Annotated in this window: 27 protein-coding genes and 1 pseudogene; 10 read left to right on the forward strand and 18 right to left on the reverse strand. The window is 68.0% G+C overall.

Annotated features, from left to right (window positions below; all coding sequences use genetic code 11):
• The first annotated feature begins 23 nt into the window (after positions 1-23).
• From AB0E63_RS34480 to AB0E63_RS34520, 9 genes and pseudogenes are all read left to right on the forward strand, one after another.
• Positions 24-416, forward strand: coding sequence for a glyoxalase superfamily protein (locus AB0E63_RS34480; protein WP_360375490.1), 393 nt, complete (start codon positions 24-26; stop codon positions 414-416).
• Between the two features lie 209 nt (positions 417-625).
• Positions 626-1,477: a histidine kinase dimerization/phosphoacceptor domain-containing protein gene (locus tag AB0E63_RS34485; protein WP_360375492.1), complete on the forward strand. Its 852-nt coding sequence runs from the start codon at positions 626-628 to the stop codon at positions 1,475-1,477.
• 41 nt (positions 1,478-1,518) lie between these two features.
• A complete protein-coding gene (locus AB0E63_RS34490; RefSeq protein WP_360375493.1) occupies positions 1,519-1,725 on the forward strand; it encodes a hypothetical protein in 207 nt (68 codons plus the stop codon).
• Positions 1,722-2,054: a response regulator transcription factor gene (locus AB0E63_RS34495; RefSeq protein ID WP_360375494.1), complete on the forward strand. Its 333-nt coding sequence runs from the start codon at positions 1,722-1,724 to the stop codon at positions 2,052-2,054. The genes AB0E63_RS34490 and AB0E63_RS34495 overlap by 4 nt, the downstream gene beginning before the upstream one ends.
• Positions 1,958-2,383 carry a response regulator transcription factor gene (locus tag AB0E63_RS34500; protein ID WP_360375496.1) on the forward strand — a complete coding sequence of 142 codons (426 nt, stop codon included), beginning with the start codon at positions 1,958-1,960 and terminating at the stop codon, positions 2,381-2,383. Before AB0E63_RS34495 ends, AB0E63_RS34500 begins: the two co-directional genes overlap by 97 nt.
• Before the next feature lie 81 nt (positions 2,384-2,464).
• Complete coding sequence (locus tag AB0E63_RS34505; protein ID WP_360375498.1) at positions 2,465-2,692, forward strand: hypothetical protein; 228 nt, start codon at positions 2,465-2,467, stop codon at positions 2,690-2,692.
• Positions 2,693-2,701: 9 nt separating this feature from the next.
• Positions 2,702-3,414, forward strand: a pseudogene (locus AB0E63_RS34510) (MMPL family transporter).
• Positions 3,411-4,661 (forward strand): MMPL family transporter, encoded by a 1,251-nt coding sequence (locus AB0E63_RS34515; RefSeq protein WP_360375500.1) that lies wholly within the window; start codon positions 3,411-3,413, stop codon positions 4,659-4,661. Before AB0E63_RS34510 ends, AB0E63_RS34515 begins: the two are co-directional and overlap by 4 nt.
• Positions 4,662-6,445: 1,784 nt before the next feature.
• Positions 6,446-6,655 carry a hypothetical protein gene (locus AB0E63_RS34520; protein ID WP_360375502.1) on the forward strand — a complete coding sequence of 70 codons (210 nt, stop codon included), beginning with the start codon at positions 6,446-6,448 and terminating at the stop codon, positions 6,653-6,655.
• Positions 6,656-6,741: 86 nt separating this feature from the next.
• Here the strand turns inward: AB0E63_RS34520 and AB0E63_RS34525 are convergent, their stop codons facing one another.
• Positions 6,742-6,981 carry a hypothetical protein gene (locus AB0E63_RS34525; RefSeq protein ID WP_360375504.1) on the reverse strand — a complete coding sequence of 80 codons (240 nt, stop codon included), beginning with the start codon at positions 6,979-6,981 and terminating at the stop codon, positions 6,742-6,744.
• Positions 6,982-7,050: 69 nt separating this feature from the next.
• On the opposite strand from AB0E63_RS34525, the gene AB0E63_RS34530 reads away from it, so the two are divergent.
• Entirely contained in the window at positions 7,051-7,275 is a 225-nt protein-coding gene (locus AB0E63_RS34530) for a hypothetical protein (protein WP_360375506.1), read from the forward strand.
• A gap of 36 nt (positions 7,276-7,311) precedes the next feature.
• Here AB0E63_RS34530 and AB0E63_RS34535 read toward each other — a convergent pair whose 3' ends face one another.
• The 17 genes from AB0E63_RS34535 to AB0E63_RS34615 form a co-directional block, all read right to left on the reverse strand.
• Positions 7,312-7,677 (reverse strand): DUF488 family protein, encoded by a 366-nt coding sequence (locus AB0E63_RS34535; protein WP_360375508.1) that lies wholly within the window; start codon positions 7,675-7,677, stop codon positions 7,312-7,314.
• Positions 7,678-7,836: 159 nt separating this feature from the next.
• Positions 7,837-8,481 (reverse strand): hypothetical protein, encoded by a 645-nt coding sequence (locus tag AB0E63_RS34540; protein WP_360375510.1) that lies wholly within the window; start codon positions 8,479-8,481, stop codon positions 7,837-7,839.
• A 33-nt stretch (positions 8,482-8,514) separates the two neighbouring features.
• On the reverse strand, positions 8,515-9,918 hold the full coding sequence (locus AB0E63_RS34545; protein ID WP_360375512.1) for a V-type ATP synthase subunit B: 1,404 nt from the start codon (positions 9,916-9,918) through the stop codon (positions 8,515-8,517).
• Positions 9,915-11,714: a V-type ATP synthase subunit A gene (locus AB0E63_RS34550; protein WP_360375514.1), complete on the reverse strand. Its 1,800-nt coding sequence runs from the start codon at positions 11,712-11,714 to the stop codon at positions 9,915-9,917. Before AB0E63_RS34550 ends, AB0E63_RS34545 begins: the two co-directional genes overlap by 4 nt.
• Positions 11,711-12,052 (reverse strand): V-type ATP synthase subunit F, encoded by a 342-nt coding sequence (locus AB0E63_RS34555; protein WP_360375516.1) that lies wholly within the window; start codon positions 12,050-12,052, stop codon positions 11,711-11,713. Before AB0E63_RS34555 ends, AB0E63_RS34550 begins: the two co-directional genes overlap by 4 nt.
• A 29-nt stretch (positions 12,053-12,081) precedes the next feature.
• Positions 12,082-13,089, reverse strand: coding sequence for a V-type ATPase subunit (locus tag AB0E63_RS34560; protein ID WP_360375518.1), 1,008 nt, complete (start codon positions 13,087-13,089; stop codon positions 12,082-12,084).
• The gene (locus AB0E63_RS34565; protein ID WP_360375520.1) at positions 13,086-13,649 is read right to left on the reverse strand and encodes a hypothetical protein; all 564 of its coding nucleotides are present in this window, start codon (positions 13,647-13,649) and stop codon (positions 13,086-13,088) included. Before AB0E63_RS34565 ends, AB0E63_RS34560 begins: the two co-directional genes overlap by 4 nt.
• Positions 13,649-13,876, reverse strand: coding sequence for a hypothetical protein (locus AB0E63_RS34570; protein WP_360375522.1), 228 nt, complete (start codon positions 13,874-13,876; stop codon positions 13,649-13,651). Before AB0E63_RS34570 ends, AB0E63_RS34565 begins: the two co-directional genes overlap by 1 nt.
• Before the next feature lie 13 nt (positions 13,877-13,889).
• A complete protein-coding gene (locus tag AB0E63_RS34575; protein ID WP_360375524.1) occupies positions 13,890-15,830 on the reverse strand; it encodes a hypothetical protein in 1,941 nt (646 codons plus the stop codon).
• Between the two features lie 2 nt (positions 15,831-15,832).
• Positions 15,833-16,207 carry a hypothetical protein gene (locus AB0E63_RS34580; RefSeq protein WP_360375526.1) on the reverse strand — a complete coding sequence of 125 codons (375 nt, stop codon included), beginning with the start codon at positions 16,205-16,207 and terminating at the stop codon, positions 15,833-15,835.
• Positions 16,204-16,872 (reverse strand): V-type ATP synthase subunit D, encoded by a 669-nt coding sequence (locus AB0E63_RS34585; RefSeq protein WP_360375528.1) that lies wholly within the window; start codon positions 16,870-16,872, stop codon positions 16,204-16,206. The genes AB0E63_RS34580 and AB0E63_RS34585 overlap by 4 nt, the downstream gene beginning before the upstream one ends.
• A 203-nt stretch (positions 16,873-17,075) precedes the next feature.
• Entirely contained in the window at positions 17,076-18,860 is a 1,785-nt protein-coding gene (locus tag AB0E63_RS34590) for a glycoside hydrolase family 15 protein (RefSeq protein ID WP_360375530.1), read from the reverse strand.
• A gap of 1 nt (position 18,861) precedes the next feature.
• Positions 18,862-19,278 (reverse strand): hypothetical protein, encoded by a 417-nt coding sequence (locus AB0E63_RS34595; RefSeq protein WP_360375532.1) that lies wholly within the window; start codon positions 19,276-19,278, stop codon positions 18,862-18,864.
• A gap of 342 nt (positions 19,279-19,620) precedes the next feature.
• Complete coding sequence (locus AB0E63_RS34600; RefSeq protein ID WP_360375534.1) at positions 19,621-20,052, reverse strand: hypothetical protein; 432 nt, start codon at positions 20,050-20,052, stop codon at positions 19,621-19,623.
• A 163-nt stretch (positions 20,053-20,215) separates the two neighbouring features.
• Positions 20,216-21,160: an NAD(P)-dependent oxidoreductase gene (locus tag AB0E63_RS34605; RefSeq protein WP_360375536.1), complete on the reverse strand. Its 945-nt coding sequence runs from the start codon at positions 21,158-21,160 to the stop codon at positions 20,216-20,218.
• A 45-nt stretch (positions 21,161-21,205) separates the two neighbouring features.
• Positions 21,206-23,962 (reverse strand): pyruvate dehydrogenase (acetyl-transferring), homodimeric type, encoded by a 2,757-nt coding sequence (gene aceE / locus AB0E63_RS34610; RefSeq protein ID WP_360375538.1) that lies wholly within the window; start codon positions 23,960-23,962, stop codon positions 21,206-21,208.
• Positions 23,959-24,951 (reverse strand): universal stress protein, encoded by a 993-nt coding sequence (locus tag AB0E63_RS34615; protein ID WP_360375540.1) that lies wholly within the window; start codon positions 24,949-24,951, stop codon positions 23,959-23,961. Before AB0E63_RS34615 ends, aceE begins: the two co-directional genes overlap by 4 nt.
• Positions 24,952-25,079 lie beyond the last annotated feature (128 nt).

Raw genomic sequence — 25,079 nt, forward strand, 5'->3', positions numbered from 1 at the left:
ATGACTGCTGAAAGGGGTTCTCGATGATCACTCGAGTCGCCAAGGTCGTCGTCCCGGTCGACGATCAGGAGCGGGCAAAGCAGTTTTGGACTGGCGCCATCGGGTTCGACGTTGTCATGGACGAGGTCTATGGTGACGAGCGCTGGATTGAGGTCGAGGCGCCGGATCGCTCGGTGGTGCTCGTGCTGAGCCGCCGCACCAGCGACGAGCCGAGGCGTCAGGTGCCGGACGCGCTGCCGCACTCGAACGTGTTCTTGACGTGCGAGGACATCGAGCAGACCTACGCTGAACTGACTGGGCGAGGCGTACGCTTCCCCGCGCCGCCCGCCGAGATGCACTTCGGCATGTGGTCGATGTTCGAGGACTGGGAGGGCACGCGGTTCGCGCTCGGACAGTGGGGATCGCGGTCAGCATGAAGGGCGTTGTAGACACGATGCTTCGACGAATCTGCCGACGCAGTCCCCGGCCAAGGTCCTGAGCTCACTCCGCCCGCTGATCCACCATGATCGGGGCGGCCGCCTCCGCCTCGCGGATGATGTCGATGTCGAGAGTTGCGCAGTACAGTCTGCTTGTGGTAAAGGGTTCCGCTCGAGGTTGGTTCGAAGCTGACGACCTTCGCCGCGTTGTGCCGTTCTTCTCTCTGGCGTTCGGCCTCGTCGCGGCGATCACGCAGCCATCCTCGGCAACCGACACCGTGCTGACGGCGGTGCCGATCGCCGCCTTCGGCCTATGGGCTTTCGCGCCCGCTGTGCCGCTCGCCGCCGTTTCCGTCGGCATCGTCGTCCCGGTGGTCGTGGCACAGCGGTCCGGACAGCTCGAGCCGGTCATGTTCAATGTCGCTCTGCTCGCGTTCGCGGCCGCGCGTTGGTCTCCATCGCTCGGGATGGCGGCGTCGCTCGGTGTGCTCGCTGTGGCCACGCCGGTGCTGGTGGCCCTGGTCCAGGATCCGATGGAGGTCGCGGTCGGTATCTGGATCGTGGCCATCGTCTTCATCTGGGTCGTCGGTCGCGCGGTCGCGCGCCAGGAGCGACTCCTCGTCGAGCTCGAAGGCGTCCGGCGGCAGTTGGCCGAGCAGGCGCTGCTGGCCGAGCGGCGTCAGGTCGCTCGGGACGTCCACGACTTCGTGGGGCACGGGTTGGCTGCCGTGATGCTCCAGGTCACGAGTGCCCGGCACGTGCTGCGCCGCGACTTGGCGTCCGCCGAGGAAGCGCTGCGATCGGCCGAGGAGGCGGGCCGCCGCAGCATGGAGGAGCTGCGGCGTACGGTCACGTTGCTCCGTCACGACGACGAGGCAGCAGTGGCACCGCCGCCGTCGACCGCAGAGATTCCCGCACTCGTCGACCAGGCGCGGGTCTCGCCGTCGAGCTGCGAATGCGAGGAGACCTCGCCCGGATTTCGCCGGGGACGGGCGTCGCGCTCTACCGGATCGCCCAGGAGGCGCTGGCGAACGCTGCTCGGCACGCGCCGCGCGCGCTGACCGTACTCGGGCTCGAGTTGTCAGACGGCGACGTACGTCTCGTGGCCGAGACCTCGGGACCAGTCGCCACCGCCGGGGCGACTGATCCCGAGCGGCCTCGGTACGGCTTGATCGGGATGGGAGAGCGGGCGACCGCGCTCGGCGGCGAGCTCGCGGCCGGGCTGACGCCGGACGGTTGGCAGCTGACCTGCAGGCTTCCGCTGAAGGTCGACCGCGAGCTACCAGGGGGAGATCCGCGCCGGCCATGATCCATGTTGCTCTCGTCGACGACCAGGCGATCGTGCGCGCTGGGTTGGCGCGGATCCTCTCGCCTGCGGACGGGTTCGAGGTCGTGGCCGAGTGCGCCGACGGCAGGCAGGCGGTGGCGGAGTTGCCCGGCTTGCACCCGGACGTCGTCCTGATGGACATTCGGATGCCGGATCTCGACGGAATCGCCGCGACGAGGCGATTGCGTGCCGCCGAGATTCCCTCGTCGTCCTCGTGCTCACGACCTTCGGTGAAGACGAAGTGCTCTGGGGCGCGATCGAGGCCGGCGCGGCTGGGTTCGTGCTCAAGTCCTCGTCCGCCGAGGATCTGATCGCGGCAGTTCGTGCGGTCGCCGGCGGCGGGGCCTGGTTCGACCCGGCGGTCGCGCCGCGGCTGCTCGAGCGGTACCGGCGGGTCATTGCCCCGGCGGCACGGGACGCGGCGCGGCTCGAACTGCTCACCAACCGCGAGCACGACGTCCTGCGGTTGATGGCGCGCGGTGCCACCAATGCCGAAATCGCCGCGGACCTGCACATCGGTGAGGCGACGGTGAAGACGCGTGTCGGCGGCATCTTCGCCAAGCTTGGTGTACGCGACCGACCTGCCGCGATCGTGTTCGCGTACGACCACGGTGTGGTCACTCCGGGCCGGACACCGTAGGAGGCCTCCACCCGCAGTCGGAGCGCAGTTCGAGCCCGCGGTGCGAGGCGGAGACGCGTCGGCGTGCTTAGCGTCGACGGCATGACCGAGAAACTCGCGCGGGCGTGCAGCCGCCGACCGTGGCTCGTGGTCGGGCTGTGGCTCGTCGTCATTGTCAGCGCCTCCGGGTTGGTGGCGACGCTCCTCGCGTTCGAGGGCGAGACCGAGATACGAAAACGACCGAATCCAAGGAGGCCGACCGGGTCCTCGCCGAGGGCTTTCCCCGCGAGGTTGCGAGCGGGGAGGCGATCAGCGAGGTCGTCGTGGTGAGAGCCGAGGATGGCAAGGTCGAAGAGGCTGCTCCGCGCGCGAGTCGTCGCACTCGCGGATGAGCTGCGCGCGGCCGGAGCGAACCGCGTCGTCACCTACAACGAGGACCGGCGCCTCGTATCGCAGGACGGGGACTCGACGGTGCTCCAGGTCGCACTTGGCCGCGACGGGGAGGACGACGTGGACGATGTGGTGGATGCGGTTCAGCGGCTCGATGACGAGCCTGGCTACCGCGCGGCGGTGACCGGCAGCAGGACGGCGGACGCCGATGAGGACGCTGCCTCGCTGGAGGATCTGAAGAAGGGTGAACTCTTCTTCGGCGCTCCACTCGCGCTGGTTGTCCTGCTGCTCGTCTTCGGCGCGGTCGTCGCGGGCCTTGTTCCGGTCCTGATCGCGCTCGCCTCGATCGTGGTCGCCCTCGCGCTCGTCGCACTCCTGGCGCAGCGTGCGACGTCTCCGTCTTCACCCAGAACATGCTGATCGGCATGGGTCTTGCCCTCGGAATCGATTACTCGCTCTTCACCCTCTCTCGCTATCGCGAGGAGCGGCTGCGAGAGCGGGAGAAGCATGAGGCGATCGCCACTGCGGGCGCCACCGCCGGACGTGCCGTCCTCTTCAGCGGGATCGCCTTCGTGCTCGCGATGCTTGGGCTCCTGCTGGTTCCGAGCCGATCTTCCGCAGCCTCGCCGCCGGCGCGATCCTGGTCGGGTTCGTCTCCGTGATCGCCGCGCTGACGCTGCTCCCCGCGGTCCTCGCACTGCTCGGCGACCGAGTGAATGCGCTCCGCATCCCCTTCTTCGGCCGCGCAACTGAGCAGGCGGGCCGGGAGGGCCGCTTCTGGGGCGCGATCGTCCACCGGGTTATGCGCCACCCTGCCGCCAGCCTGATGCTCGGCGCCGGCCTGTTGCTCGCGTTGGCGGCCCCGGTGCTGGCGCTCAACACAGGTACGTCGGGGGCGGCGACGCTTCCCGACACCTTCGAGTCGAAGCAGGGCTATCTCCTCCTCCGCGAGGAGTTTCCGAAGGAGTCGACAGAGCCGGTCGACATCGCGGTCGCCGGAGACGTCCGCGGGTCGGCCACCAAGCGCGCTGTGGCCCGGCTCGAGCAGGAACTCGCGCGCCGCCCGATCTTCGGGGAACCGGTCGTCGAAGCGAATGAGGCGGGCACAGTCGCCCGCGTCACGGTTCCGATCGCGGCCAATCCAGACAGCGAGCGTGCGATCGAGGCCGTCCGCGGGCTACGCGACGAGGTCGTCCCCCGTGCGTTCGCTGGTGTTGACGCCGAGGTGTACGTCGGCGGCGACACCGCCGAGGAACTCGACTACCAGGACACCGTCAACTTCTGGCTTCCGCTCGTGCTCCTCTTCGTGCTCGGACTCAGCTTCCTCCTGCTCACGCTCGCGTTCCGTTCGATCGTCGTTCCAGCGACCGCGATCGCCATGAACCTGCTCTCGGTCGGAGCGGCATACGGGCTGCTCGTGCTCGTCTTCCAGGAAGGCGTCGGCAACGAGCTCCTCGGGTTGAGCGCGGCCGAGACGATCGACGCCTGGGTTCCGCTCTTCTTGTTCGCCGTTCTCTTCGGACTCTCGATGGATTACCAAGTCTTTCTGCTCAGCCGCATCCGTGAGCGCTACACGGCGACAGGCGACACGGACGCCGCCATCTCCTTCGGCATCGGCTCGACGGCCCGCCTGATCACCGGCGCCGCGCTGATCATCATCGCCGTCTTCTGGGGCTTCGCGATGGGCGACACCATCGCCTTCCAGCAAATGGGCTTCGGCATCGCTGTCGCGCTGCTGATCGACGCGACCATCGTCCGCTCCGTGCTCGTCCCGGCAACGATGAAGCTGCTCGGCGAGCGCAACTGGTACCTGCCCTCCTGGCTCACCTGGCTCCCCGACGTGCGCGTCGAGGGCTCCAAGCCGCCCCCGAAGGCTGAACTTCGGCCGATGCCGGACGGAAGTCGTTGAACGGATGGTCACCGTCTCGCGGCTGGTAACGCTCGTCGATGTCGATGTCGACGATGGCGTTGGCGCTGCCGCGCCATGGTGGTCGCCGACGAGACGGGCAGACCAAGGCGAGTGGCCATCTGCCCCCGCTGCCAAGGGCGTTCCAGTAATTGACACCGCTCAGGCGGGCCGCATGTGGTTCTTGATGGCGCGCCGGTAGGTGTCGAGCGAGGTGGGTGAGTACTTCCCGTCGGCTAGCCCCTCGAACCTCTTCTCCCAGAGGTCAAGGAGATGGGTGATCCTTGTGCATCGCAGTGAGCTCGCCGGACTGGTTGGCCTTGGACCGGTCCTGGAGCTTTCGGAGCAGCGCACGCTCAGCCGTCGTCTTATTCTTGCCGAAGGCAGTCACCGGGCGGACATGACCGTCGTGGTCGCGGAACCTCGCCTTGGACCGGTAGCTGACAGGCTTACCCTTTGCATCGGTCCTCTCGATCGAGGTGGAGATCCGTCCCCAGGTTCCGATGGGCAGTGGGTGCCTCGGCATCTCAAGCCTCCAACATCTGTGGTCGGTGGCAGTTCAACGCCTGACAGGGCGGAGAATCCGAGAAGATCGCAACGACGCGAAGCCATGTGATGTGACGCACAGTCACGAGCAGATAGAGGTCGGAACGACGGACCGATCGCTCGGTGGCGAAGGCCGGGGTCTCACTGAGGCGCGTATTCGCCAAAGTGGTCCGTAAGTGGTCCGTCGGCGACATGAAGAAACCCAGGCCAACGCTGTGACCTGGGCTTTGGTGCGCCGCCAGGGACTCGAACCCCGAACCCGCTGATTTGCGGCCCAGGGCGATCATGGATTGTCGCTGATGCGCGAAAGCCCTTACTGGCGAAGGATTCGCTAGCTGTAGAGCGCACATAGGTTCTCATCGCTGACGATGTTCTCGCGCTGATTCAGGTGCGTAAAGAGGTGACTCCGGGGCCGGGCGGCAGATAATTGGACAAGGATCGGCACTCAATTTGAAGGCTAGAGGCAACGATTGATGGAGTGAGTCCCTGGCTTCGGAGCGGAATGCAGCCGCAGGCCTGCCACCGGGGTGGAAGGCCTGCGGTCGCCAGTGGATTGCAGGTCGGATTGGCGATCAGTCAGTGCGCCTTCGGTATCTGATCGCCGACGTTAATCGTGACTTCGCCCGGCGAACTTCACGGAGTTGAACTGGTTGATTGCCGACTGGGTCACGTCGTGGGAGGTGGAGAAGATTCCTGCGTCCTGCTGTGCTGCGGCCGAGAAGGCAGGGTTACCGGCGCGGCGATCGGGACATAGTTCTGACCGTTGCAGGAGTACGACGCGCTGAACGACGTTCCGGATCCGGCGAGCTTCACCCACACGGGACGGTAGTTGTCGACGCTCGCGCGAGCGTCGGTGTCCAGCTAGCCGTCGCCGTGGGCGTCCCACTCGAACACGACACCGTTGCGAGCGGTGGCCGCGACGACGCCGCAGCGACCGGTACCCCTCGCGCTTCTCGGGACACACACCGACCACGACAGCCCGGCGCTCCGGCTCGCGCGTCACGAGACCGGCCTCAGGGGTACAGGGGGAACATCGATCACGTCTGGCTCGGCCACCAGCCGCGGAGCAGCGCGCTCAGGCCAGACTGTGGTCAGTTGCTCCTCCCGCTTCAGGTCTTGAGCTCCTGACCGAGGCGGGCGGTCAGCGCCCGCGAGTCATGGAAGCTCGTGCCGATCAGTTTGCCGACGTTGTTGATCCCGGGCAGTTCCGCGAAGCGGCCCAGCTGTTCTCCTCAGTGCCTATGTCACCGGCTCGCACTTTCCAGCACGACGTGCACAAGCTCGCCGCGACCACTAGGGTCGACGCACCGGCCGACCGGCTCGGCCTCGAACGGCAGCGGACCCGGGCCTGGCTCTTCGCTCTGGCAATCCAAACGGCATCCTGGCAGCTGTCCGTCGGAGGCGGGCCTCAGTACGACGCATACAGCCGCGTCGCGTCCACCTTGCTGTGACGCCAGAGACCGGACCCGTTCCCGTTTCGGGCACCGTACGCGCGGCCGGCGTCGGCCGGCCGCGCCGACGGGTAGGGAGATTCGGGTCAGGCCTTGGTGAACGATCGGATCTCGACGCTGTATGGCGCCGCGGACAGGACGCTGTCGCGGGCGTCGAAGGCCAGCTCCGCGACCGTTACCTGGGGTGGCTGGCCGACCCTGTTGGTCGCGTCGAGGGTGGTGGCGGTGAGCCGCCACAGGTTGCCGTTCGGGCGGGCCTTGAAGCCGCTGAACGACAGGTCGATGTCCTGGGCATCGGCGGTTGCGTTGACAGTGGCGACGGTCAACGTGCGGCCGTCGGGGTGACCCGAACCTCTGCCGGTAGAGCTTGAACAGCACACCGGGAGGGCCAGCGTGTGGAAACCCACACCGAGCCGGAACTCGACGTCCTGCTCGTCGTCGTGGCGGGAAGCGGCACCGTCGATACCCCTGATGGTTCGAAGTCTCTTGCCGACGGCAACCTCGTGTGGTTGCCGCGCGGCTCGACGCGCAGCATCGCCGCCGGCAAGGACGGACTGTCCTATCTGACCGTTCACCGGCGCCGTCCCGGCCTGCAGATCAGACCTCGTCTTGGTCCGTAGGCGCCGCCCAGTCACGACCCGACCTGCGGGTGTGGCTCAGCGTGATTCTCGTAGGAGCTCCGCCAGCACGGCAGCCTGACTGTGACCCACGTCCCGGGTCGCGGTCACCAGCGTCAGTGTGGAGCCACGGGCCAATGTGCGCAGCTCGTCGAGTGCCTCCCGTTTGGGCGGTGTCGCGAGCTCCTCGCGATAGCGCGCCTCGAACTGTCCGAACTTCTCCGGGACGTGGCCGTACCACTTGCGCAGTTCCGTGGACGGCGCGACGTCTTTGGCCCACACGTCGATCGCGGCTGCCTCCTTGCGCATCCCACGCGGCCAGATCCGATCCACCAGGATCCGGATACCGTCATCGATCGCGGCCTGGTCGTAGACCCTGCGAACCCGCACGCCTCCGGCAGTCATGACTCACCGTCCTGCGTCAGGGGCTGTGTGACTTGATCGTTGTCCGACGCTTGGTCCTTCATTTGATCACATCCTCTTGGTTTCGCCGTTAGCCGGCGCTTGGCATTGACGCCTTCATCCGCAGGCGAATCGACCACCTTGGCTGACTCGGGTACGACGTCACAGTGACCTGGACCTGGCGCCGATCAGCGAGGCGATGACGGTGACGGTCAGGACTGCGGCGATGACGCTCAACGACAGGCCGGTGCTGATCTGGCCAATGCCGAGTGGCTCGCCGTTGTTGAGGAATGGCAGGTTGTTCTCGTCCAAGGCGTGCAGGATGAGCTTGATGCCGATGAAGCCGAGGATCGCCGCGAGGCCGTACGACAGCTGACGCAACCCCAGCAGGGAGAACGCGGTGGCGGTGAAGACGATGAACACGCTTTGGGTGAGACCGAAGATCGCCGGAATGGAGTCCAGAGCGAACAAGACGTCCGTTCCACCGATGGCCACCATGACCAGCAGCATCGGGGTCATCACCCGCCTGCCCCGCTCGACGGTGAACAGATTGTCGCCGTCGTAGGCCTCAGAGGTTCGGAAGAACCGTATGGCGAGGCGGACCATGATGTTGTCGGCCGAGCGGCCGTTCGTCCCGGCGGGCTCGAGCAGGTGTCCGGCGGTGACGAGGAGGATGAGTCCGAAGATGTAGAACACCCAGGCGTAGGAGTTCACCAGTGCGGCGCCCAGGAAGATGAAGCCGGTGCGCGCGATGAGTGAGAAGGTGATGCCGAACAGCAGCACTTTCTGCTGGTCAAGGCGCGGCACGTTGAAGCCGGGTCCATCAGTTGCTGACCACCGTCACTCCTCTTCGCGGTGGTAGCGGGCCAAGTGTTCGCCGCTGACGCGCTTGAGGTCGGCGGCGGGGAACGGGGCGAGTAGTTGCCACCCGAGCTCGAGGGTGGCGGTCAGGGTCCGCCGCGCTGCTGCCTGGTCGAGATAGGTGCTCTCGAAAGCCGCAGCGAAGGCCAGATAGCGCCGGTCCTCGGGCGGCAGTCCGCTCTCGCCGACGATGGACATCAGGCGGCGGACCTCGCGGCCCCGGGCGTAGCAGGCGTACAGCTGATCGGCCAGGCCCCGGTGGTCGTCGCGGGTCTTCCCGGCGCCGATGCCGGCGTTCATCAGGCGTGAGAGTGAAGGGAGCACGTCGATCGGTGGTTCGATGCCCTGGCGGTCGAGCTCACGCGACAGCACGATCTGTCCCTCTGTGATGTAGCCGGTGAGGTCGGGGATCGGGTGGGTGATGTCGTCGTCCGGCATGGTGAGGATCATTAGCTGGGTCAGCGATCCGCTGCCGCCGCGAACCCGGCCGGCCCGCTCGTAGAGCGAGGCCAGGTCGGTGTACATGTAGCCGGGGTAGCCGCGCCGGCCCGGCATCTCCTCCCGTGCGGCGGAGATCTCCCGGAGGGCTTCGCAGTACGCGGTCATATCGGTCATGACGACCAGGACGTGCCGGTGCTGCTCGAAGGCCAGGTATTCAGCCATGGTGAGCGCGACCCGCGGTGTCAGGAGGCGTTCGATGGTGGGGTCGTCGGCCAGGTTGAGCAGTAGGACGCTGCGGTCGGCGGCGCCACCGGTGAGGAACTCCGCGCGGAAGAACTCCGCCTCGCGACGGGTCACGCCCATGGCGGCGAAGATGACGACGACCTCGGCGTCATCGCCGGGCACCCGTGCCTGGGCCGCGATCCTCGCTGCGAGGCCGTTCGCGGGCAGCCCGGCGCCGGAGAAGATCGGGAGTTTCTGACCGCGGACCAGCGTGACGAGTCCGTCGATCGCCGAGACGCCGGTCTCGATGAACCGGTCGGGGTGGGCGCGAGTGATCGGGTTGAGTGGCAGTCCGTTGACGTGGCGGTAGTCGTCCGGTACGGGTTGCGGCCCGCCGTCGCGTGGTCTGCCGGCACCATCGAGGACTCGCCCGAAGTAGTCGGCGCCAACGCCGGTGCGCGCGGCGCGTCCGCGGGTGAGGACGGAGGTTTCGCGGCGTCCGATTCCGACGGTTCCGCCGAAGACCTGGACGACGGCCAGTGAGCCGTCGAGCTCCAGTACCTGGCCTTCGCGGATCGGGCCGTCGCCGGTCTCGACCTCGACCAGCTCGCCATAGCCGACACCGTCCATGCCGTCCACAATGATGAGTGGTCCGGCGACCCGGGTCACGGTGCGGTGCCCGACGGTGAAGGGGGAGGCCTGGGCTTCGACGGTGGTCACAGCGAGCTCATTTCTTCGGCTATCCGCTGGGTGAGGCGGGTGGCGGAGTCGTCGATGTGGTCGGTGGGCCAGCGACGCATCCGGCCGAGATCGGCCAGCACGCTCGCGGCGGTGATGTCGGTGATCGCGACCCCCCGCTGGAGCGCGGCGGTCATCGCGGCACCGGACTCGTGGATGACGCGCAGCATGGCTAGCAGTCGCTGGGGTGGACAGGATGCGTCGAGGTCATCGAACGAGGACTGCTGGAGCAGGTCTTCGCGCAACGCCTGCCCGATGCGCAGAGTGATCCGTTGCTCGGCGGCCAGCGCCTCGACACCGAGCAGCGACACCACCTCCTGCAAGGCGCCCTCGTCTTGCAGGGCTGCGGACGCCCAGCGGCGCAGCGACGACCACTCGGCTCCGACCTCCCGGTCGAACCATTCGTCCAAGCCGTACTGGGAGAAGCTCCGCAGCCAGTTCACGGCAGGGAAGTGACGCTGCCGCGACAGAGCGGTGTCGAGTGCCCAGAAGCACCCCGCGAGCCGCAGACTGTTCTGGGTGATGGGCTCGGAGAAGTCACCGCCGGCTGGTGAAACCGCGCCGACGATCGTCACCGAGCCGGTGCGCGGAGGTGTGCCGAGGCACTGGACGGCGCCGGCTCGTTCGTAGAACCCGGCCAGCCGCGTCGCTAGGTAGGCGGGGTAGCCGTCCTCTGCGGGCATCTCCTCCAGGCGACTGGACACCTCACGCAGCGCCTCGCCCCAGCGACTGGTCGAGTCGGCCATCATGGCGACGTCGTAACCCTGGTCCCGGTAGTACTCGGCGATCGTGATGCCGCTGTAGATGCTGGCTTCGCGGGCGGCGACCGGCATGTTGGAGGTGTTCGCGATCAGCACGGTGCGTTCCATCAGGGGCGCGCCGGTGCGCGGATCAGTCAGCTGAGGGAACTCCTCGAGCACCTCGGTCAGCTCGTTGCCGCGCTCGCCACAGCCGACGTAGACGACGATGTCGGCGGTCGAGAACTTCGCCAGGGCCTGTTCCAGTACGGTTTTGCCGGTCCCGAAGCCGCCCGGGATGATGGCGCTTCCGCCGCGGGCGACCGGGAAGAGCAGGTCGAGGACCCGCTGGCCGGTGATCAACGGCACGGTCAGCGGCAGCCGGTCCGCGACCGGACGGGCGCGGCGCAGTGGCCATCGGTGCATCATCGCCAGCGGATGCCCGTCGATGTCGACGACGGGGTCAAGCACGGTGGCCGGTCCAGGACGGCTCGCGGTGACGACGCCGGCCACGCCTGTCGGAACCAGGATCCGGTGCTCGATGGCGTGTCCCTCGGGGACGGATCCGAGCAGGTCACCAGGCCCGACGCGGTCACCGACCTCTACAGCAGGGCGGAACTCCCACCGATGGTCGCGATCGAGCCGGGGCGGGTCGGCGCCTCTGGCGATGTACAGGTTGACGTCGGTGCTCAGATTCTCCAGCGGTCGCTGGGTGCCGTCGAGGATGCCGCCGAGCAGCCCTGGCCCGAGCTCGGCGTACAGCGGTTCGCCGGTCGCTTCGACCGGTTCGCCGACCTGTAGTCCGGTGGTGTCTTCGAAGACCTGCATCACCACCAGGTCGCCGTCGATCTTGATGACCTCGCCCAGGAGCTGTTCGGTGCCGACCCGCACCACGTCGAACAGGCGGGTGTGAGGCAAGTCGGTGGCGCTGACGACAGGGCCGGAGACCTTGACTACCCGGCCGGTGTCGGTGGTTATCCGCCTGGTCACGCCCCGGCGATCTCGGGTCGCGAGCCCGGTGTCTTGTCTGGGCGTGGTCATGAGGTGCCTCCGTTGGGGGTGAAGGTGATTTGGTAGCCGATTGCGCGTGCGAGGAGGTCGCGCAGCGCCGCGTCCCTGGCCGCGGAGATGTCGCCGTCCTCATCAGGGAGGCTGAGGATGAGCGGGGAGGCCTGTTTGGTCCAGGTGGCGCGGATCGGCGGTGTGACAAGCGACCAGAGTGCTTCGTGGACAGCGATGACCGCGGCCTTGCCGTCGGCGATCTCCTGCGTGACCGCGGCGATGGTCTGGTCGGCGTCCGCCGCTGTGATGGTTCGTGCGCCGCCTAGACGGAAGCCGATGGCGGTGGCGGGTGTGGCGATGACAAGTGCGTCAGTCATGGGCTGCTCCTTTCTGGGCGGCGTCGTGGTCATCGGACGAGCAGGTCTCGGATGTCGTGTGTGAGGGCATTGCCGGCGAGTAGGAGCCGGATGGTGCGCGCCTCGCATTCGGCGGCGAGGACGTACCCGACGGGGATGTCCGCGCCGAGCGGGTCGCCGCGGCGCAGGCCGCGTACGGCCTGGCGCCACAGGGTGGTGTCCAAGTCCCATTCGAGCGCGGGGAGGTCTTGGTCGTGGAGGTGCCGTTCAAGGGCTTGTCGCCAGCTGGGACGGACGGCCCCCGTGGGCTGCGGATCGCCTCGCCGGGCGGCCAGCAACGCGGCCACGGAGACCAGCCCTGTGGGGAGAAGGCGCGGTGTCTCCAGTGCCGGGTCGCGCAGTACGGCGAGCAGATTGGCCCGGTCGCATTCGGCATGGATCACCTCGAGCACGGGCCGGGCGGCCCGACCGACCCACTCCAGCCGGTCGCTCCAGCCGTCGATCGCGGCTGCGGCGACGGTGGTCTCGAGTTCGTCAGGGTCGCCGCTCAGTTCGAAGCGTTCCCAAGCAGCGGGAAGCGCCCGGGCTGTCAGCGGGTCGGGCAGCCGGTGCGCGGCCAGTCGCAGGACAGCCGTGGCGCCGTCGGGTGCTGTGGCGATGTCCGCGGCGGTTCGCTGGTCGAGTGCACCGACACCCAGCACCGCGGCGAGCCGGTCCGCGGCGGGTTGGCCGGTTCGTGCACCGCGGATCAGCGCGAGGGCGTCTTGCAGGTCGTGCCGGGCCAGCAGCACCGCGACCGCAGTGCCGGCGATGCCGCCGTAGAGTCCGCGTACTCCGCCCAGCAGGTCCCGCAGCCGGCGGCCGATCGCGTCGAGGAGCCGATCGTCGCCTGTCCGGTCGCGGTTCAGGTAGGGACGGTACGTGGACGCGGCGAGTCGTTGGGCGGCCGCTTCCCGGGAGACGCCGGCGAGTTGGTCGTAGTCGAAGGGGCCGAGCAGGGCGGGCAGTCGCGCCCGGAGCCGGGTGTTGCCGGCGATGAAGTCTGCGCGGGGCGTCATGACTCGTGATCCCAGGAGCGGCTCAGTTCGGCGCGGATCTCCGGCCAGGTGTTCGCAAGCCTGGTGACATAGGTGTTGTCGATGTAGCGGGCTTGGTTGTCCTCGGCAATGGCTCCGCCGGTTCCGAGGTCGGCGACCAGTTTCGCCGCCAAGACCGGCCGCAGCGTCGCCGCGTCGGCCGGGTGGACTCGGACGACTGTGGCGGTTGGCATCGCGGCGAGGGCCTCGTGCGCCGATGCGATGGCGGCAGCCGCGCCGGCTGGGCTGCCCGGCAGCGCGAGCAACTGCTCGCGAACCTGTGCGAGGACCTCGTCCAGCGCGTCGTCGCGCGCGGTCCGGGCAGCCCGGCGGGCGCCGGAACGCGCTGCGATCAGCAGGGCTTCTGCCTGCTGGTGGGCGATGATCTCGGCCGCCGTCACGGTCTCCTGATGGGCCTGGGCGATGCGCTCGCGGGCCTCGGCGAGGATCTGAGCTGCCTGGCGGCGTCGGTCTTGCTGGGCCTTCTCGTGTTCTGCCGCACCTTCCTCCTCGAGTGCGGTGAGCAGATCGAGCAGCGCCATCAGACCTGCCCGCCGAGCAGCAGAATGATCATCGCTGCGACCGCGAACCCGAGGATGACCAGCGTCTCCGGGATGGCGACGAGCAGGATCGCGCGGCCGATCAGCTCAGGTTTCTCCGCTACCGCGCCCATGGCGGCGGCGCCGATCCGAGCCTGCGCGTAGCCGGTGGCCAGTGCGGCGAGCCCGACAGACAGGCCGGCGCCGATGGCGATCAGTCCGAGTACCATGATGTGGGTCCTTTCAGACGGGTGACCCGGCCGGGACCGGCTCGGGCGTCGTAGGGTCTGGCGCGGGGAGCGCCGTGGGGCGGTCGGATTCGTGGCCGGGGGCAACAGAGCCGCCGAGTGGTGCGAAGAACCGGCCGCCGCCGTCGTGGAACTGTCCGAAGAACTCGACGTAGTGCAGCCGGAGCGCCTGGATCATCGGGCTGAAGGCCGCTAAGGCGAGGTTCAGGGCGTGGAAAAGGGTGGCCACGACGACGCCGAGGAGCAGCGGTCCGCGGGCGCCGAGTTGGTTGGCGACCTCGGCCAGGTAGGTCGAGGCCAGTCCGACCGCGGCGAGCCGCAGGTAGGACAAGACGTTGCCGAGGATCCCGATCAGTTCAAGCGGGCCGAGCAGTAACCCCAGGGCACCTTGGGACACGCAGGCCACGACGACACCGACGATGAGCGCTGCCACCGCAGGGGTCAGCAGCCCGTGGGGGAATCCGGCGGCGGCGACGCCGGCCAGACCGAACAGGCCGGCCAGGACCAGAAGGTTTCCCGCTTTCGAGGCCAGGTGCCGGCGGTGGTGTCCCCGGGCGGCTGTCCATGCGCCGAGCAGCAGCCCAAGGACGACGTGGACGAGGCCGATGGCCAATGAGAACAGCAGAAGCGGTTGGAGTGCGGTCGGGCCGCCGCGGTAGAACCACAGCGCCGGCATGCCGATGCTATGTCCGAGGCTGCCAAGCGCTTCGCCGTACAGGAGGCCGAACAGGACAGTCCACCCGCCGCCGAGCGCCAGCACCCGGCCGACCTCACTGATCGTGCTGTTCGTCGGCCAATGCGATCTGAGCCACAACGCGGCGGCGAGTAGGAGGGCGCCGTACACGACGTCGCCGACCATGACACCGAAGAAGACCGGGAGCACCAGCGCCATCAGCCCGGTGGGGTCCAGGCCACCGCGCGCCGGCCACGACAGGAAGCCGACCAGTTGCTGGAACGGCCGCCAGCCTGGCCGGTTCCACAGCAGGACCGGCTCGTCCTCGGCGGGCGCGTCGGAAGACGCCACGCGCTCGATGGCGACAGCCTGGCCGAGCCGGTCGGCCAGAGCCTGCTCGACCACCGCGGTGCGCTTGGCCGGGACCCAGAGTCTGAGGACGAATGTCCGCGAGGACACGTCCGCCTGGTCGGCGGCGGCTGCCCGTTCGGCGCGGGCCCGCAGCGATGCGGCGGTCGCGTCCAGCGATCCGGCGACGGGCTTGATCGTGGCGGCCAACTGTTGCTGGACGCGCTCCCGTTCGCCGGGCAGGACGGACAATCGTTCGCGCATCGCCTCGACGGTCGCGCGCAACGACTTGCCGGCGTAGGCGGCGGGGACGCCGACCTCGACGATGCGTTCGGTGCCGAGGAGAGTGTCGACCTCTGGGAGGTCGCCGCGGCGAAGGACCAGCAGGCAGCCGACGGGGCTGCCAGGCGTCGCAGCCGAGGTGACCAGTAGGTGCCCGCGGCCGAGCAGCTCGGCGAGTTGCCTGGTCAGCTCGGGGACGACCCGCAGGTCCGGATCGTCGAGGACCAGCGCCATGCTCGCCAGGCCCAGGTTCGCCAGCTGACGGTCGTTCAACCGGCCCAGTTCGGGCACGAGGGGCTGCAACGCATCGAGGGCGTCGATGGACCGGGGCAGCGCGTCGGCCTCGCCGCGTAACTCTTCGTCTTCTTCCTGCAGCCTCGCCACCTCAGGTTCAAGATGGTCGAGGGCGGCCTGGAGTGCGGTGTCACCCAGCACGGGGCCGGTCGCCGGCTGGGTGGAGAGGGCGCGCAGGGCGTCGGTACGGGCGATGAGTTCAGTCAGGTCGGCCGGGGGCTCGCCTGGGTCGACGATCGTGACGACTTCGGCCAGTCGCAGTTCCTGCAGGGCGGCCAGGGCGTCGTCGAGTCGTGGTCTGAGCCCGGCGACTTCGAGTTGTGTGAGCGGGACCATCATGGTCAGCTCGCCTCTTCCCGCGATGATCGTTCCCGTTGTGGCAAGACCGACGAGATGACGGTGGCGACGTCCTGGTCGCGGCGCCGGGCGGCGATCGTGGTCAGGGCGGCCGCGCGGCGGATGCCGGCGTCGGTCAAACGGGTAGCCTCGGCGCGGGCGGTGGACAGGATCGCGGCCGCTCGTTGCCGCGCCGCCTCCGCCGCCTGCGCTTCGGCCTCGGCGACGAGGTGATCCGCCTGCACGTGAGCTAGTGCCACCTCATCGCGGGATTGGTCCGCCGCGGCCAGCCGGGCGGCGATCGAATTCTCGAGTTCGCGCACCAGTTCGTGCGGCGTCGGGTGGTCAACCGTGTCGCTGTCATCGCGCGCGCGGTTCATGCCGCGCTCCGAGTGCGACCGGACCTGTCAATCGTCGCGTCGCGGGCGGCCCGGCGGGTACGCGCGCGCCTGAGCCGGGCGTGTTCCTCGCGTTCGCGCTCGTCCAGCGTCAGCGCGATCCGGCGTGCCTCGTCGTGCAGCTGGGGGAGCACGATGTTGTCCAGTGCGTTGACCTGCTTGGTGGTCCGCGCGATCTCCGTGGCCAGCCGGCGCACGCTCAACTCCACCGCGCACAGGTCCAGCAGCCACTCGAGTTGCTCTTCGTAGGCCAGCGCGACAGTGTCGAGGTGGGCCGAGACTACGGCCGATGCCCAGCCACGGGTACCTGTGTTGCGGCGTACCGGATCATGACGCAGGTCGACGACGTGAACTCCGGCCACGGTCCGGGATCGCAGGTCTGCGCCGATCCCGGTCGCGGCGGCCAGGGCGCCCGATGCGAGGGGCTCGGGTCCGCAGACCGCGGTGGCCTCGTCAAGACGCTGCCGGGCTTGGACCGCGAGACGTCGCAACTGTTCCAGTCCGTTCAGGAGCTCGGTCTGATGGTGGCGGAACTCCCGCACCAGCGCCGTTCTCTTGTCTTTGAGCAGATCGCGGCCTTGAGCGACGAAGACTGCTCGCCGGCGGCGGTCGAGCAGCTCACTTCGGGTGGCGATAAGGGATTGCATGGCACACTCCCGGATGCTTGATCGGGTATCTCCGACTCTGCCGCTACGCCGCCTCGCCGGGTATTGGCACCTTCGGCGAAGGTCGAACCGCGCAGATTGCCGGGAACCGGCAATGGTGCAAGCGGATTGACAGACGTCACACACCCGCGGACGTTCGTGTTGCGCGAAGCAACAGTCGTCTCGGCCCAGTCCGGGCCGGAACGTCATGAGACAGGCGGGAGATCTCGGAGCGTGAGTGCGGCCTGGATGAGGGCGGCGTGGGTCAGCGCCTGCGGGTAGTTGCCGAGCTGCTCGCCCGTCTTGGGATCCATCTCTTCGGCGTACAGGCCCAATGGGCCGGCGCGGCCCAGCAGTTCAGTGAACAGGTCGAAGGCCTCGCCCCGGCGGTCGTCAAGCGCGAGCGCTTCAGCCAGCCAGAAGGAACAGGGCAGGAACGCGCCTTCGGTGCCCGGCAGGCCGTCACGCCCCGGTGGGTAGCGGTACAGCAAGGGACCATCGGCGCTCAGTTGGCTGCGGATGGCGTCGATCGTGCCGCGGATACGCGGTGATCCGCGCTCCTCGAGTCCGATCCGGGGCAGGATGAGGAGGGCGGCGTCGAGCTCTCGCGAGCCGTAGCTTCTGGTGTAGCTGCCCATACTGGTGTCGAAACCCAGCCGCCTGACATCGACGCGAACCGCCTCGCGGGCGGCCAGCCAGCGTCGACGCCGGCGGGCGGAGAGCCGGTGTGTCTCGGCGATCCGCAGGGCACTGTCGAGCGCCAGCCATGCCATCAGCTTGGAATGCACGTGGTGCACCTGGTCTCCACGGACTTCCCAGATGCCCGCGTCCGGCTCGCTCCACCGTCGCGTGACCAGATCGGCGAACCCTCGCATCGCGCGCCACGTTTCGGAGTAGAGCGGATGCCCTGTCTGCACGAGGGTCCAGGCAGCGTTGAGCACCCATCCGTAGCCGTCGAGTTGGTGTTGTTGAGCCGCATCGTTGCCCACGCGGACCGGGACGCTGCCGGCGTAGCCGGGCCAGTCTCGCAAGCCACGTTCTGGTGGCGCTCGGCGACCGTCCAGGGTGAGGAGAACCGGCAGGCGGGGACGTTGTAGGCGGCTGGCATGCAGGAGCCACCACAGGAACCCTCGGGCTTCCTCGACCATGCCGACACCGAGGAACGCCGCGATCCCTATGCTGGCGTCTCGGGGCCAAGCGAAGCGGTAGTCCCAGTTCCGGACCCCGCCGGGGTGCTCGGGTAGCGAGGTGGTCGGTGCGGCCACCGGCGCACCGGACGGCGAGTCCGTCAACAGGCGCAGCGTCAGCAGGCTGCGAACCACCTCCTCACGAAAGGGCAGCTCCTGGTCGACCCGAGCCGTCCAGTCGCGCCATCGCCCCTCGTCCTCGACGAGAAGCGCCCATGCGGTGGCAGCATCAACCTGGATCAGCGGTTCTCGATGGGCGACTGTGAGGACAAACGTGACTGGCCGCTCAGGGGTGACCGTGAACGACGTTGGTCTACCGGGCTCGATGGCTAAGCCCGCATCGCAGCTCAGCGAGACGGCCAGCGCGCCCCACTCGCACACGAGATCCTCGCCGCGGCGTCGGACGCGCGGCCGGCTGTGTTCCGCGCCGCGGCGAGGGTCGAACTCGACCCGAGCCTCGACTGCTCCGCTGTCTGCGGACAGTCGCCGCACCAGGATCGTCGCTGGTAACAGACGTCCGGTTACCTCCGCCACCATCGCCTCGGTCAGTGTCAACTTGCCGTCGGAGGTGGCCCAGGTGGTCTCCAGGGTCGCGCTGTGCCGACGGTATTTGCGCTCGACAACTATGGCGGCGGAAGCCGAGCCCAACCGGAACCTGCCTGCGGCCGGCCCGCCGACAAGCCTTCCGAAAATCGGGTCACCGTCGAACCGCGGCACGCACAGCCAGTCGAGCGCGCCATCACTGGAGACGAGTGCCGCGGTGCGAGTGTCACCGAGCAGCCCGTAGTCGGCGATCGGCTCCATCTCAACGGACCTGGAGAAGCAGGCCGAGCACGATCCCGTAGACAAGGTGGGCTGCGACGGCTACCGCCGGAGTCCGCACGCCATAGTTGAGGGCGAGCAGACCCGGCGGCTCGAGCACGGCCCTGCTCGCGGGCCCGGCGCGGTGTGAGGCCATCCGGGGATGCAAGCCGGGAAGGACCGGGAGCAACACCATCAGCGCAACTGCGACATGCAGGAGGCCAAGCAGCCCGCCCAGCCACCAGGTGGCTCGATGCAACAGTGCGAACACGGTCGCGTATCCAAGCGCGAACACCTGACCGACCACGAGATGGATGAGGAACCCTGCGACCCGGGCGCGATCCGGGTCCTCAGTGACCAGAGTGCCGAGTACAAGAGGAAGGTCCAGCCGGGTGAGGCCGCCCAATTGCGCGCTGATCATCACGGCAGTCAGCGCGGAGGTGGCCACCAACCCGAATAGCGCCCAGCCGAAGCAGTCCACGACGTCGCCGCTCAGGCTCGTCGGCTCCGGCGGGAGTAGAGGCTCCGCCGGTCGTCTGTGGTGTCGTTCGGCGACAGCGCGAGGTGCTCGCCGCAGACAACCAAATTCGGTGCGCGATCGCTGATCCGAAGGCCCTGCGTCGAAGCGACGATGCGCCGAAGCCCGTCACTCGTCGCGGCTCGCACCGCCCCGACCAGCCAACCCGGCGCAGGGCGCCGGCCAACTGGTCGGTGGGTGGATCCTTCAACGCTAGTGGGCGTCATGAGCTGTTCGTTGTGCTTGTCAGGAGCCGTGTCGGGTGGGTGCGTATTTGGTGGCGAGCCGGGCCAGTGCGAGGGCGGCGATGAGGAGGCCGAAGTCGCGTAGTGCGACGTCGTAGAAGCCTGAGAGGGTGAGCAGGTTGAGGATGATGCCGGCAAGCCAGGCCGCGACGATGAGTGCGCCGTAGCGCGGGATCAGGGCGACGGCCACGCCGGCGACGATCTCGATGATGCCGATGACGTACATCGCGTCTTGTCCGGAGCCGGGGACGATGTCGTTGATCCATGGGGCCAGGTAGGCGGGCCAGTCGGTCAGCAGGTTGGCGAACTTGTCGAGGCCGAACGCGATCGGCGCGATCGTGAAGACCGTTCGCAGTACCAGGAACGCCTGGTAGGCCGGGTCCAACAGCGCCTCCCGGCGCGTTGGGTGGGCGGTATGCCCCTCTGTGCTCATCATTTACTCCTTCTAGAGCGTCGATGTCCTTCTATGCTTGTCTGGCAGGCACGAACTAGCACCGCCGCTCATCGGCTGACTTCGCGGGCAGTTCGTTGCCTACGACCGGCAACACTCGGTCAGCCCGATCCGGCGATAATGCAGGTTCTTCGCGCAGGTCGGCTCAGGAATGCGTGGCGTGGGCCAACTCTGCCGCGAGTCCTTGTCGCCATGAGCTGTATCGCGGAGCCCAGTCGAGGGTGCGCCGGGCGAGTGTGTTGTCGGCGCCGCGCAACTGGGTCATGAAGGCGACCCCCCAGCCTCCGACAGTCAATCGGCCAAGAGCCGCGGGCACGTGCTTCGGTGGGGGAGCGTCGAGCAGCTGGGCGAGGATGGGCAGCCATTCGCGCACCGGTGCCGGCTCGTCGTCGACCACATTGAGCACGCCGTGCACGTGGCTGTCCAGTGCTGCGGTGATGGCCGCGGCGGCGTCGTGGACGTGGGTGAAGGAGAAGGTGCCGTCTCCCGAGCCGACGATCGGCATCTTCCCGGCCTGTACCTGGCGTACGAACGATCCGCTAGGGCCATAGATTGTGCCGTGGCCGTAGAGCTGTCCCAGCCGCAGTACCAGCCCATCTGCCTGCCTGGTGCGCTCTTCAAGCGACCGCAAGGCGGCGAGTACCGGGGCGAACTGCCGCGGTGGATCCCGCCATAGCGGTGCGATCTCGGTGGCCGGAACCCACTTGTTCGGCTCGTAGATGCAGGCCAGCCCCTCGGTGATGACACGCTTGGCGCCGGCCTGTTCGGCGGCGTACAGCAGGTTGCGGGTCCCCTCTGTCCGCAGTCGGTTGGTCTGCGCGAAGTCGCGGCTCATCCGTCGCGGATTGATCTTGGCCGGAATCGCGGTGAGGAGGTGAACCACCGCGTCGGGTGCAGCATCCTTGACTACGCGGCTCAGCGCGTCGGAGTCCAGTGCATCGGCTTCGGCGACTACGGCTCCCAGCATCTCGACCTCGACGGCGGCGCCGTACGAGCGGGCCAATCCGACCACCTCATGGCCCCTGGAGGTGAGCAGTGGCAGTAGTCGGCGGCCGATGACGCCGGTTGCACCGGCTACAAAGACGCGCATGGTTCCTCCTGGAGAGAGTTGGTTCTCGTTGTCGAGCGCCGGGCGTCAGCGTGGTGCGTCATCACCGCCGTCGCGGGGTTGGTCCTGGGCTTCGTCAGCCAGGTGGTAGATCGTCATGGCCTGCCGCGGTGCTGAGTCGTCGACGTCGCCGTGTCCGGCCAGTTGCAGCAGCACCCGTACGACGATGGACTGCGCGTCGATTCCGAAGTGGCGACGCAGGGCGGCGCGGGTGTCGGAGCGGCCGAATCCGTCGGTGCCCAGCGAGGCCCAGGGGGCAGGCACGAAGGGCGCGATCTGGTCCGGTACGGCGCGCATCCAGTCCGACACAGCCAGGACTGGTCCGGGCGCGTCGTTCAACCGCCTGGTGACGTAGGGGATTCGGGGCGGCTCGCCGGAGTGCGACAGTGTCCATTCTTCGGCGGCGAGTGCGTCGCGGCGCAATTGAGTCCACGATGTCACCGACCACACGTCGGCCTGGACGCCCCAGTCGGTTTGCAGGAGGCGTTGCGCTTCCATTGCCCAGGGCATCGCGATGCCGGAGGCAAGGATCTGCGCCTTCGGGCCGTCGCCGTCCGGGGCAGGGGAGTAGCGGTGCATCCCGGCGAGGATCCCGTCGATGTCGACGCCATCGGGCTCGGCCGGTTGCGCGATCGGCTCGTTGTAGAGGGTGAGGTAGTAGAAGACGTTCTGGTCTTCGCCGGGTCGCGGATCGCCGTACATGCGCCGGAGTGCGTCGGCGGTGATGTGGCCGAGCTCGAAGGCATAGGCGGCGTCATAGGCGACGCAGGTAGGGTTGGTAGATGCCAACAGCAACGAATGGCCGTCCTGATGCTGCAGGCCTTCGCCGTTGAGGGTGGTGCGGCCGGCGGTGGCGCCCAGGAGGAATCCCCGGGTCATCTGGTCGGCCGCGGCCCAGAGTTGGTCGCCGGTGCGCTGGAACCCGAACATCGAGTAGAAGATGTAGAGCGGGATCATCGCTTCGCCGTGGGTGGCGTACGACGTACCGGCGGCTGTCCAGGACGCGGCAGAGCCGGCCTCGGTGATGCCCTCGTGGAGGAGGACACCGTGGATGTCCTCCTGATAGCTCAGCATCAGGTCCCGGTCGACCGAAAGGTAAGTCTGTCCGTGGGGGGAGTAGATCTTCTTGGACGGGAACAGCGAATCCAGCCCGAAGGTGCGGGCCTCGTCGGGGATGATCGGCACGAACCGGTGACCGATCTTCGGGTCTTTCATGAGGTCCTTGAGTAGCCGGACGAACGCCATCGTGGTGGCGACCTCCTGCCGGCCCGAGCCACCCCGTGCGATCGCGTACGCCGCCTGAGCCGGCAGCCGGAGCGGTTTGCTGGTGACTCTGCGGGCGGGCAGGTAGCCGCCGAGGGCCAGACGGCGCTCGTGGAGGTATTCCAGTTCGGGCGCGTCCTCCGCTGGCCGATAGTAGGGCGGCTTGACGGCGTCGATGGCGGTGTCGGGGATATCCAGGAACAGCCGGTCGCGGAAGGCTTTGAGGTCGTCGATGGTGAGTTTCTTCATCTGGTGGGTCGAGTTGCGGCCCTCGAAGTGGGAACCGAGAGTCCACCCCTTGATCGTCTTGGCCAGGATGACCGTCGGCTGGCCGGTGTGCTCGGTGGCCGCTCGGTAGGCGGCGTACAGCTTGCGGTAGTCGTGTCCGCCGCGTTTGAGGTTCCAGATCTCGGTGTCGGACAGGTGCTCGACCATGGCGGCGGTGCGGGGGTCGCGGCCGAAGAAGTGCTCCCGGACGAACGCGCCGGACTCGGCCTTGTAGGTCTGGAAGTCGCCGTCGGGTGTGGTATTCATCAGGTTCAGCAGCGCGCCGTCGGTGTCGGCGGCGAGCAGCGGGTCCCATTCGCGGCCCCAGATCACCTTGATGACGTTCCAGCCGGCGCCGCGGAAGTACGACTCCAGTTCCTGGATGATCTTGCCGTTGCCACGGACCGGGCCGTCGAGGCGCTGCAGGTTGCAGTTGACGACGAAGGTCAGGTTGTCGAGCTCTTCACGGGCCGCGACGCCGATCGCGCCGAGTGACTCGGGCTCGTCCATCTCGCCGTCGCCGAGGAACGCCCACACGCGCTGCCGGCTGGTGTCTTTGAGGCCACGGTTGTGCAGATAGCGGTTGAAGCGGGCCTGATAGATCGCGTTGATCGGCCCGAGTCCCATCGAGACCGTCGGAAACTCCCAGAAGTCCGGCATCAGCCGCGGGTGCGGGTACGACGGCAACCCGCCGCCTCTTCCGGCGTGGGAGAGTTCCTGTCGGAAGCCGTCGAGTTGGTCGCTGGTCAGTCGGCCTTCCAGGAACGCGCGCGCGTAGATGCCTGGTGAGGCGTGTCCTTGGAAGTAGATCTGGTCGCCGCCGCCGGGTGCGTCGTGGCCGCGGAAGAAGTGGTTGAAGCCGACCTCGAACAGCGCCGCGGCGGAGGCATAGGTGGAGATGTGTCCGCCGACGCCGATGCCGGGCCGTTGCGCACGGTGGACCATGACTGCGGCGTTCCAGCGGTTGTAGGCCCGGATCCGCCGCTCGACGTACTCGTCGCCGGGGAATGTCGGCTCAGCATCGGGTGCGATCGTGTTGAGGTAGTCGGTACTGCGCAGATTCGCGACACCGACGCGCCGGTCACGGGCCCGTTGCAGGATGCTGAGCAGCAGGTATCGCGCCCTGTTCTGCCCGGCATGATCGACCACCTGGTCGAGCGATTCCAGCCACTCCTGGGTCTCTGAGGGATCCAGGTCGAGCAGTTGGCTGTGCAAACCAAGGCTTTCTGGCAGGCCTTGCGGTGTCGGTGTCATGACCGCTCCTTCAGGTCCGAGCCCTTGCCCAGTGACGTGGTCGCACAACGGAGCGGGCCTGCGGACGAGGTTTTGACGGACGGGGTTCGGTGCGGGCGGATCACGGCGACGGGGCAGCCGGCGTGCTGCAGTACCGCCTGACTGACTGATCCGAGCAACATGCCGGCGAAGCCTCCGCGGCCGCGGGACCCGACGACGACCAATTCGGCACCCGCCGACGAATCGATCAGCGCCTGGGCCGGGTGACCGTGCACAAGCTTTGTCCGTACGTCGATGCCCGGGAAGAGCACGCGCTTGCTCTCCATCGCCTCGGCGAGTAGTAGCCGGTCGATCTGGTCGACGATCTCCGCGGGAACACGAAGAGACGGGTGCTGTCGAGTCGTCATCGCGGCGTGCACGGCGGTGATGCCGATATGCCGGCGTGCCGCTTGCTGATAGGCGAATCGGATCGCCTCGGACGAGATCTCCGAGCCGTCGACGCCGACCACGATCCGCCCGGTCGGCACCGCGGGGAACGCCGTACCGTCGCCGTGGGGGTGGACGACGATCACTGGGCACGGGGCATGTGCGGCGACCGTCGCGCTGACGGACCCCACCAGCAGGCCGCGGAAACCACCGACGCCACGGCTGCCCACGACCAGCAGGTCGGCGTCGTGCGACTGGCTCAGCAAGGTCGCCGCAGGCGGGCCGACGAACAGGTCAGTGGTGACTTTGATGTTGGGGGCAACTTCTCGCGCATGGGCTGCCGCCTCGGTGAGGATCCACTCGGCGGCCGATTGGAGGCCGAGGTCCGTGTCACCGACGAAGGCCATGTCCAGGGCGTTGCCGATCATCGGCCAACTGAAAGCGTGAACGATGCGCAGGGGGCAGCGCCTCGACGATGCCTCCGCGACGGCCCAGGCCAGCGCGCCCTGCGCGGACACCGATCCGTCGACCCCGACCAGAACTGGCCGGCGACCCCGGTTGTTCACAGCAGTTGCCTTCGTCATATCGCCGCTCCGCTTCAGCTCTGGATGCCCTGCGGCTTCGACTGTGCCGTTCCGGTGGTGCGATGGGGTATTGCGTCGATCGGCGAACCTGTGACCGTCCTTATAGCCGACGCCCGGCAACGAACCCT

This window comes from Kribbella sp. NPDC026596 (genome assembly GCF_040638415.1).
Taxonomy (GTDB): Bacteria; Actinomycetota; Actinomycetes; order Propionibacteriales; family Kribbellaceae; genus Kribbella.

Excerpts from the sequence above, each read along its gene's own strand:
- AB0E63_RS34495 (WP_360375494.1), top strand. The coding sequence starts at position 1,722 with ATGATCCATGTTGCTCTCGTCGACGACCAGGCGATCGTGCGCGCTGGG.
- AB0E63_RS34555 (WP_360375516.1), bottom strand. The coding sequence starts at position 12,052 with ATGACTGACGCACTTGTCATCGCCACACCCGCCACCGCCATCGGCTTC.
- AB0E63_RS34565 (WP_360375520.1), bottom strand. The coding sequence starts at position 13,649 with ATGGCGCTGCTCGATCTGCTCACCGCACTCGAGGAGGAAGGTGCGGCA.
- AB0E63_RS34615 (WP_360375540.1), bottom strand. The coding sequence starts at position 24,951 with ATGACGAAGGCAACTGCTGTGAACAACCGGGGTCGCCGGCCAGTTCTG.
- AB0E63_RS34570 (WP_360375522.1), bottom strand. The coding sequence starts at position 13,876 with ATGGTACTCGGACTGATCGCCATCGGCGCCGGCCTGTCTGTCGGGCTC.
- AB0E63_RS34580 (WP_360375526.1), bottom strand. The coding sequence starts at position 16,207 with ATGAACCGCGCGCGCGATGACAGCGACACGGTTGACCACCCGACGCCG.
- AB0E63_RS34550 (WP_360375514.1), bottom strand. The coding sequence starts at position 11,714 with ATGACCACGCCCAGACAAGACACCGGGCTCGCGACCCGAGATCGCCGG.
- AB0E63_RS34600 (WP_360375534.1), bottom strand. The coding sequence starts at position 20,052 with ATGAGCACAGAGGGGCATACCGCCCACCCAACGCGCCGGGAGGCGCTG.
- AB0E63_RS34605 (WP_360375536.1), bottom strand. The coding sequence starts at position 21,160 with ATGCGCGTCTTTGTAGCCGGTGCAACCGGCGTCATCGGCCGCCGACTA.
- AB0E63_RS34520 (WP_360375502.1), top strand. The coding sequence starts at position 6,446 with ATGTCACCGGCTCGCACTTTCCAGCACGACGTGCACAAGCTCGCCGCG.
- AB0E63_RS34480 (WP_360375490.1), top strand. The coding sequence starts at position 24 with ATGATCACTCGAGTCGCCAAGGTCGTCGTCCCGGTCGACGATCAGGAG.
- AB0E63_RS34585 (WP_360375528.1), bottom strand. The coding sequence starts at position 16,872 with ATGCAATCCCTTATCGCCACCCGAAGTGAGCTGCTCGACCGCCGCCGG.
- AB0E63_RS34595 (WP_360375532.1), bottom strand. The coding sequence starts at position 19,278 with ATGATCAGCGCGCAATTGGGCGGCCTCACCCGGCTGGACCTTCCTCTT.
- AB0E63_RS34560 (WP_360375518.1), bottom strand. The coding sequence starts at position 13,089 with ATGACGCCCCGCGCAGACTTCATCGCCGGCAACACCCGGCTCCGGGCG.
- aceE (WP_360375538.1), bottom strand. The coding sequence starts at position 23,962 with ATGACACCGACACCGCAAGGCCTGCCAGAAAGCCTTGGTTTGCACAGC.
- AB0E63_RS34575 (WP_360375524.1), bottom strand. The coding sequence starts at position 15,830 with ATGATGGTCCCGCTCACACAACTCGAAGTCGCCGGGCTCAGACCACGA.
- AB0E63_RS34505 (WP_360375498.1), top strand. The coding sequence starts at position 2,465 with ATGACCGAGAAACTCGCGCGGGCGTGCAGCCGCCGACCGTGGCTCGTG.
- AB0E63_RS34590 (WP_360375530.1), bottom strand. The coding sequence starts at position 18,860 with ATGGAGCCGATCGCCGACTACGGGCTGCTCGGTGACACTCGCACCGCG.
- AB0E63_RS34535 (WP_360375508.1), bottom strand. The coding sequence starts at position 7,677 with ATGACTGCCGGAGGCGTGCGGGTTCGCAGGGTCTACGACCAGGCCGCG.